Here is a 15,030-nt window from a genome sequence, read left to right on the forward strand (position 1 = left end):
GTCCCACCCGGCGGCCGGGCTCAGCTTCCGATGGCCGAGGCCCGGGCGCGGTCGGCCGCCGCCTCCCAGTGGGGTGAGCCGACCTGCCGGGCGACCTCCGCGGCGCGCTCGTAGTGTCCGATCGCCGCCTCCGGCCTGCCGAGGAACATGGCGAGATCGCCCAGCGTGTGAGCGATCGGGCCGAGCGTGACCGATCCGGTGCTGAACCCGGCCAGCTCTCCATCCGCGGGGAGGAGCAGCCGATAGCACTCTTCGGCCGCCTCCCGGGCACCCAGCGAGATCGCGTTGTCAGACCGCATCGCCATCACGAGCAGCCAGTAGTAGTCCCGGCGCGGAAGCTCATCGGCCGGCCAGACGGCCCGGGCGTCCTCCAGGCGGCCGGCGGCGACGAGGGCCCGCGCGTAGTACTCCGCGGTCTGAGGGATGCGTTCCCATACGGGACGGACCTCGTCCATCGACTCGTGGGCGCGCCCGCACGCCAGCCGCACCGTGAACCTCGCCAGCGCGCCCATGATGGCGCCATTCAGGCCACCCGTCTGGGCCATCTGCTCCGCCAGCGCCGTGTAGACCCTCTCGGCCCGCTCGAACTCCCCCTTCACCAGCAGATGGAGTGCGTCGAGAAAGGCGAGGATCCCCAGCGCGTGGCCGAGCTGGCCGCTGGTGGAGTGCTCCGCGGCCTTGTCGGCGTGCTTCCGGGCGGTGACCCAGTCGTTGCGGCCCAGCGCGACCATGCACAGGGAGAAGTGGCCGAGCGTCTGATATCCGAGCAGCCCGGCGGACGCCGACACCTCCAGCAGTTCGTGGCCCAGCGCCTCCAGCTGGGCCCGTTTGCCTGGCTCGAAACAGGCCCAGTACGCGGCGTTGAGCGCCATGCAGAGCAGACGTGGGTCGCCGGTGCTCCGTGCGAACTCCAGCGCCTCCGCGCTCGCGGTCTCGATGCGGTCCTGGTCGTATCCCTCGATCAGGTGGCACAACGTGACCAGCATGCGGCAGCGGAGCTCCCCCGGCTCGGCCGGCATCGAGTCCTCCACGACCCGAACCAGCTCGCGATCGAGCAGGCCGTCCGGCTGGATCGTCCAGATGACAGGCGCGTCGAACGACACCACCGCCCGGGCCATGGCCTCCCGGTCGCCGATCCTCCGCGCGACGGACAGCGCCGCAGTCCTGTTCCCCAGCGCCGCCTCCACGTCACCGGCGTGGGCCTGCGCGGAGACGAGGCCGCACAGCAGGTCGAGCCGGGTCGTCGCGGGCGGATCGCTCGCCAGCTCCAGCGCGCCGAGCGCTCCCTCCAGCAGCGCGGCGGCCTCCCGGTGCGCGTACAGGCCGGACGCCTGGCGGGCCGCGCGCGCCGCGTACTCGGCCGCCGTGAGCGCGGTCGCCGTCGTCGCGGCCGCGAGGGCGTGGTGGCCCAGTGCGCCGACGTCGCCGGGCCGCACCTCCTCCAGCGCCGCGAGGACCTTGCCGTGCATCCTCGTACGGCGGAGCCGGGGAATGTCCTCATACAGGGTCTCCCGCACGAGCACGTGGGCGAAGCGGACATGCCCCGGGCGAGGCTCCTCCAGCAGCCCGGACAGCACACCGGCCTCCAGGCCGTCGAGCACGGTGTCCTCATCGGCTCCCGGCATGGCGATCAGCACGTCGGCGTCGGCCTCCCTGCCGAGGATCGCCGCGTTCCGCAAGGTCGTCTGCGCCGTCCCGGGCAGGCGGGCGACGCGGCGGCGGCCCGGTGCACGTCCTCCAGCACGATCAGCAGCGGGCCGGGAACGCCTTCCAGGTAGTCGCCGACTGCCCTGGCCAGCCAGAACTGGCCGACCGGGCCCGCGCCATCGGTCAGCAGCGGGGCCAGCCGTACGGCGATCTCGGGAGACGGGGCGGAGGTGACGGACAGGTGGCGCAGGACCTCGCTCCACGCCCAGGCGGGCGGCACGCCGCCGACGGTTTCCGGGCATCGCCCCACCACGGTCTGCCAGCCGTCGCCGGACAGGTGCCGGAGGAGGGCGCCGGCCAGCGTGCTCTTGCCGGATCCGGCGTCGCCGCCGAGCCACGCCACTCGGAAGCCCTGCCTGGCCTGATCCGCGGCCGCGACCAGCCGGGCGAGCTCCGCCGTACGGCCGATCATCTCCGCCTGCGGGGGCGAGGCGGCGCGGGCGCGGGAGTGGGGGTCTGCGTGGGCGGCGGTACGTGGAGGGAGGGGGCCTGGGCCAGGATGTCCGCCTCCAGGGCCCGCAGCGGCGGGCCGGGATCGACGCCGAGCTCGTCGGCCAGCAGTTCGCGGGTCCGGCGCAGCGCCGCGAGGGCGTCCCCCTGCCGTCCTGCCCGGTAGTAGGCCAGCGCGAGCAGCCGCACCGCGTTCTCGCGGAGCGGATGGGCCTTGACGTGGCGCTCCAGCTCGGGGATCACCTCGGCGTGACGGCCGAGCGCGAGCCCGGCTTCGGCGCGATATTCGACGGCGACCGTCCGCAGCTCTTCCAGGTGGACCACCTCGGGGACGGCCCATTCCTCGTCGGCGAACTCGGCGTAGGGCCGGCCGGTCCACAGCCGGAGCGCCTCGTCGGCCGTCTCCAGGGCCTTCGCGGGCTGTCCCTCGGCGAGCGCGGCCGCCGCGACGTCGACCAGCTTCGGGAACCGCCAGGCGTCGACGACCTCCGCGTCGAGGTCCAGCCGGTAGCCCGGGGGCGCGCTGACCAGCACGCGTGCCGCGGTCCGGGGAGCACGGCCCGGCTCCAGGACGCGGCGCAGGTTGGAGACGTAGACCTGCAGAGCGCCGAGGGCCCGCGGTGGGGGCTGCCCCTTCCACAGGTCCTCGATGAATCGGTCGGTCGAGACCACCTGTCCCTGCGCGCAGACGAGCCTCGCCATGACCGCCCGCTGGAGCGACGAGCCGAGGTCGACGGATTGGCCGGCGACGTCAGCCTCGATGCGCCCTAATACCCGCACTCGCACCATAACGGGAGAAGCATAGGACGGGAGTGGCACAAAAGGCGCTTATTGCGCAACCGGTTTAAGTCCGATAGTGGTAGTAGCCGATCAGGTCCTTCAGCACGGTGACGTCGTCCATCCGGATTCGGGTGCCCGTCGCGAAAGCGTTGATCATCTTCCCGCCGCCGACATAGACGCCGACGTGATGCGTCTTGTCGCCCATGCCGTAGAAGACGAGGTCTCCGGGCTGCGGAACGTCCACTCGGCGGAGCCTCCGGATGTGGTCGTCGGTGTTTCCTCTGCCGAGGACGTCGTCGCCGAAGGCCTGCCGGTAGACCCAGCGGGTGAAGCCGGAGCAGTCGAGCCCCCGAGTCTTCTCGGCGGGGCAGGGCCGTACCGCGCCGTGATAGCCACGGCACGTCCCCCGCGAAGGCCCGGGCCGCACCGCGTGACCGCCACCCCAGGAGTACGGCACGGCGCCCTGGCTGGCGTACGCCACCGTCACGGCCTTGGCGAGCTCGTCGTTGAGAGGCGCCGATGCGGCGGCCAGCGCGAGCACGGCGACGCCAAGAGTGAGCCACCCCCTTACCGACCCCATGAAACGTGACAATAGCCGCTAAACCGCTTTTGGGTGGCGATGGCGAATCCGGCGTCCTTTACTTCCTGCGTGTGGTCAGGCGCTTCTGGTCAGGCGAGGGGCCGGGTGAACGTCCAGCCCGCTCCCAGCAGCGCGTCGACCGCCTGTACGGCTGCCGCGAGCCGGTCGTCCGGGGAGCCGGTGACCACCACATGAGGAAGCTCCCTGTCCGCGAGCTCCTGGCGGAAGCGCCGATCCATGCCGTGGCGGATGTGCTCGCCGTCACGCCAGCCGTCCTGCTCGAACGGCACCCCCTCGACGGACGTGTGGATCCACAGGTCATGCCGCGCCCGCTCGTGCATCTGGAGGACGTCCCCGGACACCGTGCCGAGATAGCGCTCGTGCCACAAGGACGTGGTGAGGGCGTCGGTGTCGCAGACGAGAAGCGGCGAGCCCGAACGCGCCGCCGCGTCCTCCCAGGCGAGCTGCCGCTCCGCGATGACGGTGAACTCCCCGGAGTCCCATCGGAGGTCGTCGAGCCACGGCTCCGGCCGCCCGCTTTCCTTGGCCGCGCGGCGGGCCGACGCCAGCTTCTCCTCGCAGTAGGTCCTGCCGTACTCGGGAACCCAGCGGGTGGCGGCCCAGACGCCGCCGCGCGCGGCGAAGCAGGCGGCCAGCGCCCGGGCGAGGGTCGTCGTCCCGCTCGACTCGGCTCCCACGACCACTACTCGCCGGGCGAGGTAGGCGCGCACGGCAGGGCGAAGCCACGGCCAGGCGGCCCCGGGGTCCTCGCGCACCCGGGTGCCGCTCACCGGGAAGCGCTCGCGCGCCGGGTCGACGCCGACGTGGGCGGCGGCGAACCTACGGGCCAGCTCGGGCCCATAGGTCTCGGACGAGAACACCGCGTCGATCACCGGAGCCGAGCCGTACGCCAGTGCCAGCGCGTGGCGGAACACCTCCACATGCGCCGACCAGATCTCGGGGTCGTCATAGTCGATCTCGACGTCGTCGACCACGGGCGCGATGACGACATGCGGTTGCGGATGGGCCTCCCGCAGCCATGCCGTACGGCACGCGAGCGGGATGCTCTCCACGCTGGAGGCGGCGACGACGACGGTGACCTGGGCGCAGCGCTCCGCCGCGGTGTCGATGAGGTGATGGTGGCCGGCGTGCGGCGGATAGAACTTCCCGATGACCAGCCCATGGGAGAAGGCGGCCGTCATGCCGTCGTCCCCGCTGCGCCCGTCGCGGCGACCGGCAGGGAACGGGCGGCCAGCTCGCGCCGCCAGGAGAGCAGCCCCGCGACGCAGAGCCCGAGAAAGAGCACGTAGAGGGCGCTGGTGAGGTAGAGCGCCTTGTACGCGTAGAGCGGGATGTAGATCAGATCGGCCGTGATCCACAACCACCACGACTCCACCAGCTTGCGGCACTGGCCGTACGTCGCCATGAGGGACAGCGCGGTGGTCAGCGCGTCCCAGAACGGCACAGCGGAGTTGGTCCACGAGGCCAGGACGGCCGTCAGGAGGACGGTCACCGCGCCGCCGGAGACGATCAGCCACAGCCACTCCGCCGGGCGGGTGGCGGAGATGGTCAGCCTGCTCCGTTCGGCTCCGCCGTACAGCCATTGCCACCAGCCGTAGAGGCCGAGCACAACGTAGACGATCTGCAGGGCCGCGTCCGCGTACAGGCCGACGGCGAGGAAGACGAGCCCCAGAAAGACCACGTTGACGATGCCGATCGGCCAGTTCGCCATGTGCTGGCGCACCACCAGCCAGACGGTGAGCACACCCGTCGCGAAGCCGAGCAACTCGGCCCAGCTCGTGGACGCACCCATGAACGTGAAGGCGGGCTCCAGTAACGGCCCCAGCAGATCGGTCAGCGACACCCACGGCCTCCTTAATCGTCATGGTGACGATAACAAACGATCAGCTGACGGGAAACGCCTTTCGCCGGCGGTCGAGTTCTCCGCGTATACGGCTCTGCGGCATTGGGGCTCTGCGGCTTCGCGGCTGAGGAGCTCAGGCCCGAAGGGTGGTCACGGCTGGGCCCGCAGGAACGTGACCCGTCTTCCCTTGAGGTCCGGCCTGGCCAGGTAGCCGACATCCAGCCACACCGCCTGCGTGTGCTTCGGATCGCTTCCCCACCAAGCCGGGTAGTCGAATGCGCTGGGAGGAAGCTCGCCACCGATGATCCGCGCGACTTCCTCGAAGGTCATCTCGATGCGAGCGCGCCCGTCTCCTTGCAGATGACGTGCCAGCTTCTCGTACTGCTCTCGAGCGATCACGCCATCAGTCTGACGCGCGAGCGGGCTTGTCATGGATCGCCATGCCCTCAACTGCCGGCGGACGGCAGGCCTCGCGAAATCGAGTTTCCCCGGAATGGGAGTGCTCGATATGTTCCGGAACTGGAAGAAGTAGGCGGCCGATCACCCGGACATCCGGTTCAACGCTTCGCAGCTAAGGGGGATGAGGACGGCTCGCCAGAGCACCGGCCTCCAGCCACTGATGACACCAGAGATCCTCGTACGCATGCTCGCCGAACCCAGCCGAATGCGAGTCCTCGCCGCCGTGGCACTCGGCGCGAACACGGAGTCCGCGATTGTGGCGGCGTCCGGACTTTCCACGAAGGACGCGATGGTCGCCCTGCGGCGGCTTCAGGACCATGGTGTGATCACGGCCGACGCCGAAGGCCTCCTCGTGGCATACGAGCAGATCAGAAAGCTCTCGCAGGAAACGGGCACGGCCCCACGGCCTCAGAGCGATGGGCACGAACCGGAGGCCGTTCTTCACCCGTTCGTTCAGGGCAAGCGACTGATCAGGGTACCCGCGCAGCCAAGCCGGCGCCGTGTCGTGCTCGAACACGTCGTGGCGAACTCGTTCGAGCCAGGCGTCGATTACGACGAGCGGACCGTCAACGACAGGCTCCGCGAATGGTGCGAGGGCGGAGAAGTGGACCACGTCGCGATTCGCAGATATCTCATCGACATGGGCATCCTGAGCCGGGGAAACGGGATCTACCGAGTCAAGACATCGCCACCTCCAGAGCCGGGAGCGGCAGAACGTTTCGTGAAAGCTCTCGGCCTCGGCTAAAGGTCTGGCCGACGCCGAGCCTGCCGGGACCTGCGAATGTGCGCCCAAACGATCTTCCCGTGGCCCCACCACAGCACGGATCCGCTGAACAGAAAGAAGATTCCCGACGCATAGCCCCACCAGCCATTACTGATGATCAGGTCATGCGCTCCGCGGATGACCAGGAACGGCCCTCCGATGAACGTCCACCAGCCGGTCTCGAAGTCAGCGCGCTTATCGGGTTCACCAGGAGTTCCTGACATGGGCGGAGGCCTCACAAAAGGAGGACGATCACTGAAGTCAAACCAGCGGCGAGAAAGCCGACTCCACCAACGAGGTACTCGAAGATGGGTGGAACCAGCGGATTCTGCCCTTCCGGCACCGTGCGCTCCTCTTTGCTGAGGGACTGATCAGATTAGCGGCCCCGGGCCGGCGCTGGTTTGTTCTATGGCTGAGCCATACTGCTCCGATCGCGCCGCCTGGTGTCGTCGCCGCCATGCCGTACAGCAGTGCACCCATCGGGACGACCTCCGCACGGGATGTCGGAGGCACCTGACAGGCTGTCGCCATGACGGACCAGCACGCTCCAACCTTCATGCAGGTCAGCGGCCCGCAGGCGATGCCTCCCGAGCTGAGGCGGGAGCTGATCGCCTGCTGGGTCGAGGTGAGCAACGCGGGCGGCGCGGCGGGTTTTCCTTTCCCTCCGGTCACTGTTGACGAGGTGGCGCCGGTCGCCGATCAGCTGATCGCCGGCGCCCCCGGCGACGACCGAGACGAGATCCTCATGGCGCTCAAGCTCTAACCGCCCCCGTGCGTGGCGGCCCTGGAAAAGCGTACGACATGATCATGATGGGCCTTCTTGAGCACGAGCTCGTCGGCCTCTGAGCTTGAACGCCCCGTGCGCGGCGGCCGGCGCTGTGGATCACGGCCGCCCCCGCCGGCAAGTGAACAGGCACTACCCGCGAGGCGCGTACATGATGATCAGGACGCCGAGCACGCAGACGATCGCCCCGGTCACGTCCCATCGATCAGGGCGAAAGCCGTCCACCACCATGCCCCACACCAGTGAGCCCGCCACGAACACGCCCCCATAGGCCGCCAGGATCCGGCCGAAGTTGGCATCCGGTTGGAAGGTCGCCACCAGCCCATACAGGCCGAGGACGACGAACCCGGCCCCGGCCCACAGGAGCCCGCGTTGCTCCCTCACCCCCTGCCATACCAGCCAGGCCCCGCCGATCTCGGCGAGCGCGGCCAGCAGGAACAACACCAGGGAACGCGCGACGGTCACGAATGCGACTGTAAAGGAGCGCTCACCATCTCCTGGCCAGTGCGCGTGTTTGTACAAGCGTCTTCGCTCTGCTTAGCAACAGGACTTCGCCGTAGCAGGGGCGACGGTGTCGTCTACGGCCTCACCGGTAGCGCAGCAGACTGAGCCGGTCTCCTTGATGAGGGTGTCGGCGACGGCCTTCACCACGTACACCTCCCAGGGCTCGGTTCCGGGGCCGTGGACCCAGACCTTGTCCTGGAGCGCGTAGCAGCAGGTGGTGTCGTTCTCCTCGAAGGTCGCCAGGCCGGCCGCCTCCAGACGCCCGGCCGCGGCGGCGACCTGGGCGGTGTCCTCAACCTCCACCCCGAGGTGGTCCATCCGGGTTGGCTCCCCCTCCTCGCCTTCCAGAAGTACGAGCTTGAGCGGGGGCTCGGTGATGGCGAAGTTGGCGTAGCCGGGCCGCCGCTTGGCGGGCTCGACGCCGAAGAGCTTGGAGTAGAAGGCGATGGAGCCTTCGAGGTCGGCGACCCGTAGAGCGAGCTGGACACGCGACATGAGGTCCTCCTTTGGCCGTGAAGCGGCGGACAGCCGAAGTCATACTCGCCTGCTTCGATGAACTTCTAATTAAAGAGATACCCGCAGTTTGTGCGCCTGACTAGATCTGTGTCAAATTAGAGATATGTCGAAGCAGGAGCTGCCGATCGTAGACGCGGGTGTGGACGCGTCCGCCGGGGCATGTTGCGCGCCGCTGGTGTGCGAGCCGCTGTCGGAGGGCGAGGCCGCCGAGCTGGCGCCGTTGTTCAAGGCGATCGCCGATCCGGTACGGCTGCGCCTGCTGTCGCTGATCGCCTGCCACGAGGGCGGCGAAGCGTGCGTGTGCGACCTCACAACCGCCTTCGACCTGACCCCGCCCACCATCAGCCATCACCTCAAGGTGCTCAGGCAGGCCGGACTCATCGACTCCGAGCGCCGGGGCACCTGGGTCTACTACTGGATCAACCCCGCGGTTCTGGCCCGCATGTCGGCCCTGATCGGCCCGGTATCGCCCGCCCTGGCCGGCACGGCATGACCACGGGCATCGGACGAAGGGCGTTCGCCGAGTTCCTCGGCACCGGACTCCTGGTCGCCGTAGTGATCGGGTCGGGCGTCATGGCCGTGCGCGTGTCGCAGGACGCCGGGATTCAACTGCTGGCCAACAGCGCGGCCACCGCGGCTGCTCTGCCGGTCATCATCATCGTGGCCGGACCGGTGTCCGGCGCGCACCTCAACCCGGTCGTCTCCCTGGTCGACTGGCTGCTCGGGCGTCGAGACCGGACCGGGCTGACCGGCCGCGAGGTGGTCGCCTACCTACCCTCCCAGGTCGCCGGAGGTGTCGCTGGGACGGTACTGGCCAACCTCATGTTCGCCCTGCCGCCCGTGACCGCCTCCACCCACCAGCGATCGGCCCCGTCACTGTGGCTGGGTGAGGTCGTCGCGACCGCCGGCCTGGTCGCCCTCATCGTCGCCCTCGCCCGCCAGGGCCGCGCGCGTCTAGCCCCGCCGCTGGTCGGCGCCTACATCGGCGCGGCCTACTGGTTCACCAGCTCCACCAGCTTCGCCAACCCCGCCGTGACCATCGCCCGAGGCTTCTCCGACACCTTCGCCGGTATCGCCCCCGCCTCCATTCCCGCGTTCCTCGCCGCCCAACTGCTCGGCGCAGTCCTCGGAGCGGTCATCGCCGTCGTCCTGTATCCCGCGCCGGGTCCCGCTGCAGCACCTGACGCCCGCCAAGGCGACCAGGACCACGACGTCGTCGTTCCGCACCCGTCCTGACGTGCCTCACCGTTCACACAAGGAGCTTTCGTGTCCGACATCCCTGAGGTGCTGTTCGTCTGCGTGCACAACGCGGGACGCTCCCAGATGGCCGCCGCCCTGCTCGATCACCACGCCCGTGGCCGCGTACGGGTCCGCTCAGCGGGATCCGCGCCCGCCGAAACCATCAACCCCGCGGTTATCGCGGTCATGGACGAGCTGGGCCTCGACCTTTCCAAGGAGTTCCCCAAGCCGCTGACCACCGAGGCGGTCCAGGCCGCCGACGTCGTGATCACGATGGGCTGCGGGGACGCCTGCCCCGTCTTCCCCGGCAAGCGCTACCTCGACTGGCAGCTCGACGACCCCGCCGGCAAGCCCGTCGACCAGGTCCGTCCCATCCGCGATGAAATCGACCGCCGCGTACGCGACCTGCTCGCCGAACTGACCGGAGGTCGCAGCCGGTGAGCGTCCAGGCAGCCCATCCCGCACCCCCGCCCGGCACCACCATCCGCCCCATGCAGCCGATCGACGCCGCGCAGGTCCTCGGCATCTACCAGGCCGGGCTCGACAACGGCAACGCCAGCTTCGAGATCACCGCACCGACCTGGCAGGCGTTCGACGCCGCGAAGTTGCCACTCCACCGGCACGTCGCCGTCGACACCTCGACCGGGCAGATAGCCGGCTGGATCGCCGCCAGTGCCGTCTCCGACCGATGCGTCTACTCCGGAGTCGTCGAACACTCCCTCTACGTCCACCCCGACCACCACGGCCGCGGAATCGGAACCGCAATGCTGCACGCCTTCATCCAGTCCACCGAGGCAGAGGACATCTGGACCATCCAATCGGGGATCTTCCCTGAGAACGTCGCCAGCCTTCGACTTCACGAAAAGGCGGGCTTCCGCGTCGTCGGCACCCGCCACCACATCGGCCGCCATCACGACCGGTGGCGCGACGTCGTCCTCGTCGAACGCCGCAGCACAGTCACAGGTCTCTGACCAATGCCGGTACGGTCATCCAGGACCGTCAGGCGGAGCATCACGCCGAGGATGGCCAATTGCCTTGCCGAACCATCCTCATAGGGATCAAGGCCGGCGCTTTGCGGCCTGTGCCCGCTCGGCGGCCGGGAGCCTGATCGTCCCGCCCGCCACGACCCAGGCAAGCCCAGCAGACCGGGTGCTGCTTCGCGGTGGGTCGAGGCAGACTGGACGGACATCAAATCCACGCGCGACGCGCGCGCTTCCGCGGGCTGATCGCGTGCCACACCCGTGCCATATCCCACAGGGAACAGCGGGAATGAGGGCACTCACCGATCAAGAAATGAAGAAGCCCCCGACCTGCACCTCTGACTCGGCCGTAAATCAGTTATTGCTGATCACGGCTCCCAGGAGTCGCATGTCGAGCATGTCCTTGGAGAAGGGAAAGCCGGTGATCTTTCTTGCTAGGGCGAAGGAACCTGGGAATTCGGAGCCAAGGTCTCGGTCGTCCAGATCAAGATCCAGATCAGGGTCTAGTCCAACTTCGCGCATCATGTCGACCAATCGGTCCGGATCGCTGCCGCCGCGTGCGTCAGGGCCCAGCAAGTCGAACCATGTGATCAATTCGCCGTCAGCGGCGTATATGAAGTAGTTCGTGGCATGGATATTGCGGTCGATCGACACGACCTCGGTCGCTTGAGAAAGCCGTATCAACAGGTGACGGTTGACTGCGATTGATCCGCCCCAGAGCTGGATGAGCACTGTCCAGCCATCCGTCTCCAGTGCTCCTACGTAACTGGTGCGCATGTTATCCGAGTCAATGGACTTCATCGTCCGTTCCTGCAGTTCTTCGAAGGTCGCTTCTTCGAGCGCATCGATCTCCGCTCCGAGACGGGTCAGCGCCTCAACAGGGGAGAGGGACCGAACGAAGGACACGCAGGAGACGTGGTAGAACGGCCCGAGGTCCGAAAGCCAGTTGAACTCCTCGTACGGGTCTGTCACTGCAACTCCCTTGATCAGGGACGCCACCAAGCCCTGAAAACTTCGGCACGTATTCGGCACGATCACCCGTAGCGAGCTGTTGGCCGCCAGACACACAGCAAGAGGCCGCCACCGCGTTTCCGCTGGTGATGGGCCTCCTTAGGCTGGTGTGGCAGGTGCAAGGTTCGAACTTGCGTAGGCTGAGCCGACGGTTTGCAATCCTACTGCAAAACCCGTACGACCTGCATATCTACAGGGGGGAGGACCGATTTCCCCAAGCATTCTCCAAATGATCACCTTGGCTCCCCCGTCGTCTCCCCCAAGTACTAAGGAGATTAGAGTACCGTCGATGCAGAGTTGGGGCATCGTTCTCATAGTTCAGCAGCGTGGACGAGGGTCGTTCCCCGATGAGATGCCCCTGGGTGAGAAACTCGGTATGGATCGTCCCGCCACCTTCGACCATCCCGAGCCGCCAGCGCCGAGTCCCGCCGGTCTCTGCTCTAGTGACAGTTCCCAGCGTGTTCAAGGCACCGATGGCCAACGCACAGTGATCACAACGGAGTCTTCCTCCGCCTGCCATGAATGGTCAATGCCAGGTCCCCACACGACGTAGTCGCCTTGACGTTCAAGGGTGATGCTGCCGACGCTCAGGTCAAGCCGGAAGCAGCCTTGCACGAGGAGTAGAAGCGCCGTCCGCTGGTCGTCAGAAACCCATTCCGGCCGCTGCTGGCCCTTGGGATGAATCCCCCACTTGATCTCTAGCGCCTCGGTCCTGCGCACGGCCCCGCGCGACGGATCGATGAAGTGGCCAAGCAGCCACCCACGGTGCTGATCGGCGTCGTCTGTAGCATTGCCGGTGTACCAGTTGTCAGCCAATCTCAGATCTCCAACTCGATTGCCGGTCGGTCTACCCGGTTGTCGCCGACTTCGGCGAGCCGCCGGAAGCCCTGGAGTAGGGCAAAGAGTCCTTCGTTGCTCCATTCTGGATCGTGAGCTAACGCCGTAAGGACACCTGCGTCCAGGCTTGAGTACCGCCGTAGGCCCATCGATTCCCAGTTCGCCCGTACGTGGCCGCCGTAGCGATCCCACCATTCTTCATCCTCGATCACGACAAGACTCGCGAACTCGAAATTCCGCTGACAAGGTTGCAGCCAAAGCCCGTGCACTCCATCCGCCAGTGACCGCCGGCCGTACGCTCGGCAAGCCAGCGCATGGGCTCTGACAGGCGGCTTATGTGCAGTGGGTCAGCCTGCACCAGGTCTTGAAGCGTGGAATCCACGTCATCGCGCCCGAAGAGCTCTTCTTCCATCTCGCGTTCCAGCGTCGCACCGATCTGGGCGTCTTCGCTGAAGTCGGCGAGCGGCCCGTGGAAGGATTTAGGGATAACTGCAAGGCGACCGGCCGCGTTCAACACACGGCCCGAACGCTCTTGCACCAAGAGCAGATAGTCGGAAGCCCCGCGGCGAGATCGTGTCGCAGGTCTGGCGATTGCATATAGCGCCAAGGCACCACCTGCGCAGAGTCTCCCCCGTACATCCAATGTAGCCGCCACATCGGGCAGGTAGCGGTCATGTAGCGGCAGCGTTCCCCGGCCGATCGGTCGGCCGGCGGCCACAGCGTCCACCAGCTCGCCCTCTAGGAGATCCATCGTTAGGGCATGGCTCACGAAGTCCGTAAGCCCGACCTCTCCCGTGAGTTGCTGACCAAGTTGGACGGCGAGCAGCCGATAGGTGCAAGGGGAAGCGTGCGGGTTTCGCCGCAGCCCTACGATCAGTTCATGCGTGCTGCGTATAACGAGGCGTTGGTGATGCTTGGGTACGTGCTGGGCATGGTCATCACGCCTGTCGTCGGCGATTGGGCGAGTGAGTGGGTCGGCGGGAAGTTGCTCAACGAGACCATGCTCATGTGTGCCCTGCTGTTCAAGGTCGCGTTCCTCTTCGGCCTTGCTCGGCTGCTCTTACGAGGGTCGCGCTGGCTTGTCCGCACCTCTGCACGGCGTTGGCAGACGCCGAAAGCGCAGGAACCCTCATGATCAGCCCTTGATCGCGTGCCCCATGCGTGCCCTTTAGCCGCGCTCAATGAGGGGCAATCACGGGTACTCGCGGATCAAGAAACGAAGAAACCCCCGACCGGCATCTCTGCTGATCAGGGGCTCTTCATGCTGGTGTGGCAGGTGCAAGGTTCGAACTTGCGTAGGCTGAGCCGACGGTTTTACAGACCGCTCCCTTTGGCCACTCGGGCAACCTGCCGTGTCTTCCGCTTGCCGCGGCGACAGGTAGAAGAATAGCGGACTTCCACGGTGCCTGTGACACCGGTTTGTCCTGGGACGGCTAGGCGACCAGGGAGGCCGTCTCCCTCGGCTGCCGGGCGTACAGGCCATAGTGGAACGGTGATCCGATGGGCCGAGGCCGATGACCTGACGGCGCTGGCGAAGATCGAGCTGGCCGCTGACGAGATGTTCGCTCCACTGGGCATCGTCTTTCCTCCGGGCGCGACGATGATCGAGGAGTGCGGCGATCCCGCACAGGTGATCGTCGCGGGCCGGCCGCCGGTGGGCTTCGCCCTGCTCGGATCGGTCGACGGGGAGGTGCATCTCGAGCAGCTTGCCGTACATCCCGATCACCATGGCCGGGGCATCGGCACCGAACTGCTCAACGCCGTGTGCGACACGGCGGCCGCCCAAGCGAGGGCGGTCACGCTGACGACCTTTCGCGACGTCCCCTGGAATGCCCCCTGGTATGCGCGCCGCGGCTTCGCCGTACTGCCTCCTGCGGAGTGGGGGGCGGAACTGGCCTCGCTGGTGGAGCATGAGCGGGCTCTCGGCATCGAGTTGGCACCCCGTGTTGTCATGCGCAAAGACCCCTGATCACGCGCGGGCCACTAATCTCGGAGGCAACAAGGAGAGGACACGGACACCGATGGCCGACAGCAGTTTTGACGTGGTCAGCAAGATCGACCGGCAGGAGGTCGACAACGCCCTGAATCAGACAGTCAAAGAGGTCGGGCACCGCTTCGACTTCAAGGGCACCGGGGCGGCGATCTCCTGGTCGGGCCAGAACGACATCGAGATCAAGGCGAACAGCGAGGAGCGGGCGAACGCCGTCCTCGACGTATTCAAGGAGAAGCTGGTCAGGCGCGGCCTCTCACTGAAGGTCCTCGACGCGAGTGAGCCGAAGCTGTCCGGTAAGGAATATCGGCTGATGATCTCCCTCAAGGAGGGCATCGACCAGGACAACGCGAAGAAGATCTCCAAGCTCATCCGGGACGAGGGGCCGAAGGGCGTCAAGGCACAGATCCAGGGCGATGAGCTCAGGGTCAGCTCCAAGAAGAAGGACGACCTCCAGGAGGTCATCTCCCTGCTCAAGGGAAAGGACCTCGACATCGCCCTGCAGTTCACGAACTACCGATAACGGGCGGTCTCGCCTGCCGTACGAGGCACATCCGGGGCACACG

General features: G+C 67.2%; 21 protein-coding genes and 1 tRNA gene. 9 read left to right on the top strand and 13 right to left on the bottom strand.

What is annotated here, in order from left to right; all coding sequences use genetic code 11:
- Window positions 1–20 precede the first annotated feature (20 nt).
- The 7 genes from ABH927_RS03850 to ABH927_RS03880 form a co-directional block, all read right to left on the bottom strand.
- Window positions 21–1,679, bottom strand: a complete 1,659-nt coding sequence (locus ABH927_RS03850; RefSeq protein WP_370018093.1) for a hypothetical protein — start codon at window positions 1,677–1,679, stop codon at window positions 21–23.
- Complete coding sequence (locus ABH927_RS03855) at window positions 1,631–2,119, bottom strand: ATP-binding protein (protein ID WP_370018095.1); 489 nt, start codon at window positions 2,117–2,119, stop codon at window positions 1,631–1,633. The genes ABH927_RS03850 and ABH927_RS03855 overlap by 49 nt, the downstream gene beginning before the upstream one ends.
- A complete protein-coding gene (locus ABH927_RS03860) occupies window positions 2,116–2,946 on the bottom strand; it encodes a BTAD domain-containing putative transcriptional regulator (RefSeq protein ID WP_370018097.1) in 831 nt (276 codons plus the stop codon). Before ABH927_RS03860 ends, ABH927_RS03855 begins: the two co-directional genes overlap by 4 nt.
- A 55-nt stretch (window positions 2,947–3,001) precedes the next feature.
- Window positions 3,002–3,517 (bottom strand): C40 family peptidase, encoded by a 516-nt coding sequence (locus ABH927_RS03865; RefSeq protein ID WP_370018099.1) that lies wholly within the window; start codon window positions 3,515–3,517, stop codon window positions 3,002–3,004.
- An 89-nt stretch (window positions 3,518–3,606) separates the two neighbouring features.
- Window positions 3,607–4,719, bottom strand: a complete 1,113-nt coding sequence (locus ABH927_RS03870) for an AAA family ATPase (protein ID WP_370018101.1) — start codon at window positions 4,717–4,719, stop codon at window positions 3,607–3,609.
- Window positions 4,716–5,381, bottom strand: coding sequence for a nicotinamide riboside transporter PnuC (pnuC, locus tag ABH927_RS03875; RefSeq protein ID WP_370018103.1), 666 nt, complete (start codon window positions 5,379–5,381; stop codon window positions 4,716–4,718). The genes ABH927_RS03870 and pnuC overlap by 4 nt, the downstream gene beginning before the upstream one ends.
- Window positions 5,382–5,531: 150 nt before the next feature.
- Window positions 5,532–5,780: a hypothetical protein gene (locus ABH927_RS03880; RefSeq protein ID WP_370018105.1), complete on the bottom strand. Its 249-nt coding sequence runs from the start codon at window positions 5,778–5,780 to the stop codon at window positions 5,532–5,534.
- 283 nt (window positions 5,781–6,063) lie between these two features.
- Here ABH927_RS03880 and ABH927_RS03885 point away from each other — a divergent pair, with 283 nt between their 5' ends.
- Together ABH927_RS03885 and ABH927_RS03890 are read left to right on the top strand one after the other, a co-directional pair.
- Window positions 6,064–6,585 (top strand): DUF2087 domain-containing protein, encoded by a 522-nt coding sequence (locus ABH927_RS03885; protein WP_370018107.1) that lies wholly within the window; start codon window positions 6,064–6,066, stop codon window positions 6,583–6,585.
- 547 nt (window positions 6,586–7,132) lie between these two features.
- Window positions 7,133–7,366, top strand: coding sequence for a hypothetical protein (locus tag ABH927_RS03890; RefSeq protein WP_370018109.1), 234 nt, complete (start codon window positions 7,133–7,135; stop codon window positions 7,364–7,366).
- A gap of 153 nt (window positions 7,367–7,519) precedes the next feature.
- Here ABH927_RS03890 and ABH927_RS03895 read toward each other — a convergent pair whose 3' ends face one another.
- Both ABH927_RS03895 and ABH927_RS03900 read right to left on the bottom strand, forming a co-directional pair.
- Window positions 7,520–7,852, bottom strand: a complete 333-nt coding sequence (locus tag ABH927_RS03895) for a YnfA family protein (protein WP_370018111.1) — start codon at window positions 7,850–7,852, stop codon at window positions 7,520–7,522.
- A 72-nt stretch (window positions 7,853–7,924) separates the two neighbouring features.
- Window positions 7,925–8,386 (bottom strand): ArsI/CadI family heavy metal resistance metalloenzyme, encoded by a 462-nt coding sequence (locus ABH927_RS03900; protein ID WP_370018113.1) that lies wholly within the window; start codon window positions 8,384–8,386, stop codon window positions 7,925–7,927.
- Window positions 8,387–8,510: 124 nt separating this feature from the next.
- Here ABH927_RS03900 and ABH927_RS03905 point away from each other — a divergent pair, with 124 nt between their 5' ends.
- From ABH927_RS03905 to ABH927_RS03920, 4 genes are read left to right on the top strand one after another with little or no spacing between them, the layout of a single operon-like run.
- A complete protein-coding gene (locus ABH927_RS03905; protein WP_370018115.1) occupies window positions 8,511–8,900 on the top strand; it encodes an ArsR/SmtB family transcription factor in 390 nt (129 codons plus the stop codon).
- Window positions 8,897–9,643, top strand: coding sequence for an aquaporin (locus ABH927_RS03910; protein ID WP_370018117.1), 747 nt, complete (start codon window positions 8,897–8,899; stop codon window positions 9,641–9,643). Before ABH927_RS03905 ends, ABH927_RS03910 begins: the two co-directional genes overlap by 4 nt.
- Before the next feature lie 30 nt (window positions 9,644–9,673).
- The gene (locus ABH927_RS03915) at window positions 9,674–10,087 is read left to right on the top strand and encodes an arsenate reductase ArsC (RefSeq protein ID WP_370018118.1); all 414 of its coding nucleotides are present in this window, start codon (window positions 9,674–9,676) and stop codon (window positions 10,085–10,087) included.
- Complete coding sequence (locus ABH927_RS03920) at window positions 10,084–10,617, top strand: N-acetyltransferase family protein (protein WP_370018120.1); 534 nt, start codon at window positions 10,084–10,086, stop codon at window positions 10,615–10,617. The genes ABH927_RS03915 and ABH927_RS03920 overlap by 4 nt, the downstream gene beginning before the upstream one ends.
- A 363-nt stretch (window positions 10,618–10,980) precedes the next feature.
- Here ABH927_RS03920 and ABH927_RS03925 read toward each other — a convergent pair whose 3' ends face one another.
- From ABH927_RS03925 to ABH927_RS03935, 3 genes are all read right to left on the bottom strand, one after another.
- A complete protein-coding gene (locus ABH927_RS03925; protein WP_370018122.1) occupies window positions 10,981–11,598 on the bottom strand; it encodes a DUF6461 domain-containing protein in 618 nt (205 codons plus the stop codon).
- A gap of 501 nt (window positions 11,599–12,099) precedes the next feature.
- Complete coding sequence (locus tag ABH927_RS03930) at window positions 12,100–12,453, bottom strand: signal peptidase I (protein WP_370018123.1); 354 nt, start codon at window positions 12,451–12,453, stop codon at window positions 12,100–12,102.
- 229 nt (window positions 12,454–12,682) lie between these two features.
- Window positions 12,683–13,015 (bottom strand): hypothetical protein, encoded by a 333-nt coding sequence (locus tag ABH927_RS03935; protein ID WP_370018124.1) that lies wholly within the window; start codon window positions 13,013–13,015, stop codon window positions 12,683–12,685.
- A 219-nt stretch (window positions 13,016–13,234) separates the two neighbouring features.
- On the opposite strand from ABH927_RS03935, the gene ABH927_RS03940 reads away from it, so the two are divergent.
- Window positions 13,235–13,609: a hypothetical protein gene (locus tag ABH927_RS03940; protein WP_370018126.1), complete on the top strand. Its 375-nt coding sequence runs from the start codon at window positions 13,235–13,237 to the stop codon at window positions 13,607–13,609.
- A gap of 135 nt (window positions 13,610–13,744) precedes the next feature.
- On the opposite strand, the gene ABH927_RS03945 is transcribed toward ABH927_RS03940, so the two are convergent.
- Window positions 13,745–13,826 (bottom strand) — tRNA-Tyr (locus tag ABH927_RS03945).
- 140 nt (window positions 13,827–13,966) lie between these two features.
- Between ABH927_RS03945 and ABH927_RS03950 the strand changes: the two genes are divergently transcribed.
- Window positions 13,967–14,443, top strand: coding sequence for a GNAT family N-acetyltransferase (locus ABH927_RS03950; RefSeq protein WP_370018127.1), 477 nt, complete (start codon window positions 13,967–13,969; stop codon window positions 14,441–14,443).
- Between the two features lie 52 nt (window positions 14,444–14,495).
- Window positions 14,496–14,987: a YajQ family cyclic di-GMP-binding protein gene (locus tag ABH927_RS03955; protein ID WP_370018129.1), complete on the top strand. Its 492-nt coding sequence runs from the start codon at window positions 14,496–14,498 to the stop codon at window positions 14,985–14,987.
- The last annotated feature ends 43 nt before the right edge of the window (window positions 14,988–15,030 follow it).

Source organism: Planotetraspora sp. GP83 (assembly GCF_041262585.1).
Classification (GTDB): domain Bacteria; phylum Actinomycetota; class Actinomycetes; order Streptosporangiales; family Streptosporangiaceae; genus JAOEGB01.

Bases quoted from the DNA above. Each gene is read 5' to 3' on its own strand.
- ABH927_RS03855 (WP_370018095.1), bottom strand. From the start codon at position 2,119: ATGATCGGCCGTACGGCGGAGCTCGCCCGGCTGGTCGCGGCCGCGGAT.
- ABH927_RS03860 (WP_370018097.1), bottom strand. From the start codon at position 2,946: ATGGTGCGAGTGCGGGTATTAGGGCGCATCGAGGCTGACGTCGCCGGC.
- ABH927_RS03865 (WP_370018099.1), bottom strand. From the start codon at position 3,517: ATGGGGTCGGTAAGGGGGTGGCTCACTCTTGGCGTCGCCGTGCTCGCG.
- ABH927_RS03870 (WP_370018101.1), bottom strand. From the start codon at position 4,719: ATGACGGCCGCCTTCTCCCATGGGCTGGTCATCGGGAAGTTCTATCCG.
- ABH927_RS03890 (WP_370018109.1), top strand. From the start codon at position 7,133: ATGACGGACCAGCACGCTCCAACCTTCATGCAGGTCAGCGGCCCGCAG.
- ABH927_RS03900 (WP_370018113.1), bottom strand. From the start codon at position 8,386: ATGTCGCGTGTCCAGCTCGCTCTACGGGTCGCCGACCTCGAAGGCTCC.
- ABH927_RS03905 (WP_370018115.1), top strand. From the start codon at position 8,511: ATGTCGAAGCAGGAGCTGCCGATCGTAGACGCGGGTGTGGACGCGTCC.
- ABH927_RS03910 (WP_370018117.1), top strand. From the start codon at position 8,897: ATGACCACGGGCATCGGACGAAGGGCGTTCGCCGAGTTCCTCGGCACC.
- ABH927_RS03940 (WP_370018126.1), top strand. From the start codon at position 13,235: ATGGCTCACGAAGTCCGTAAGCCCGACCTCTCCCGTGAGTTGCTGACC.
- ABH927_RS03955 (WP_370018129.1), top strand. From the start codon at position 14,496: ATGGCCGACAGCAGTTTTGACGTGGTCAGCAAGATCGACCGGCAGGAG.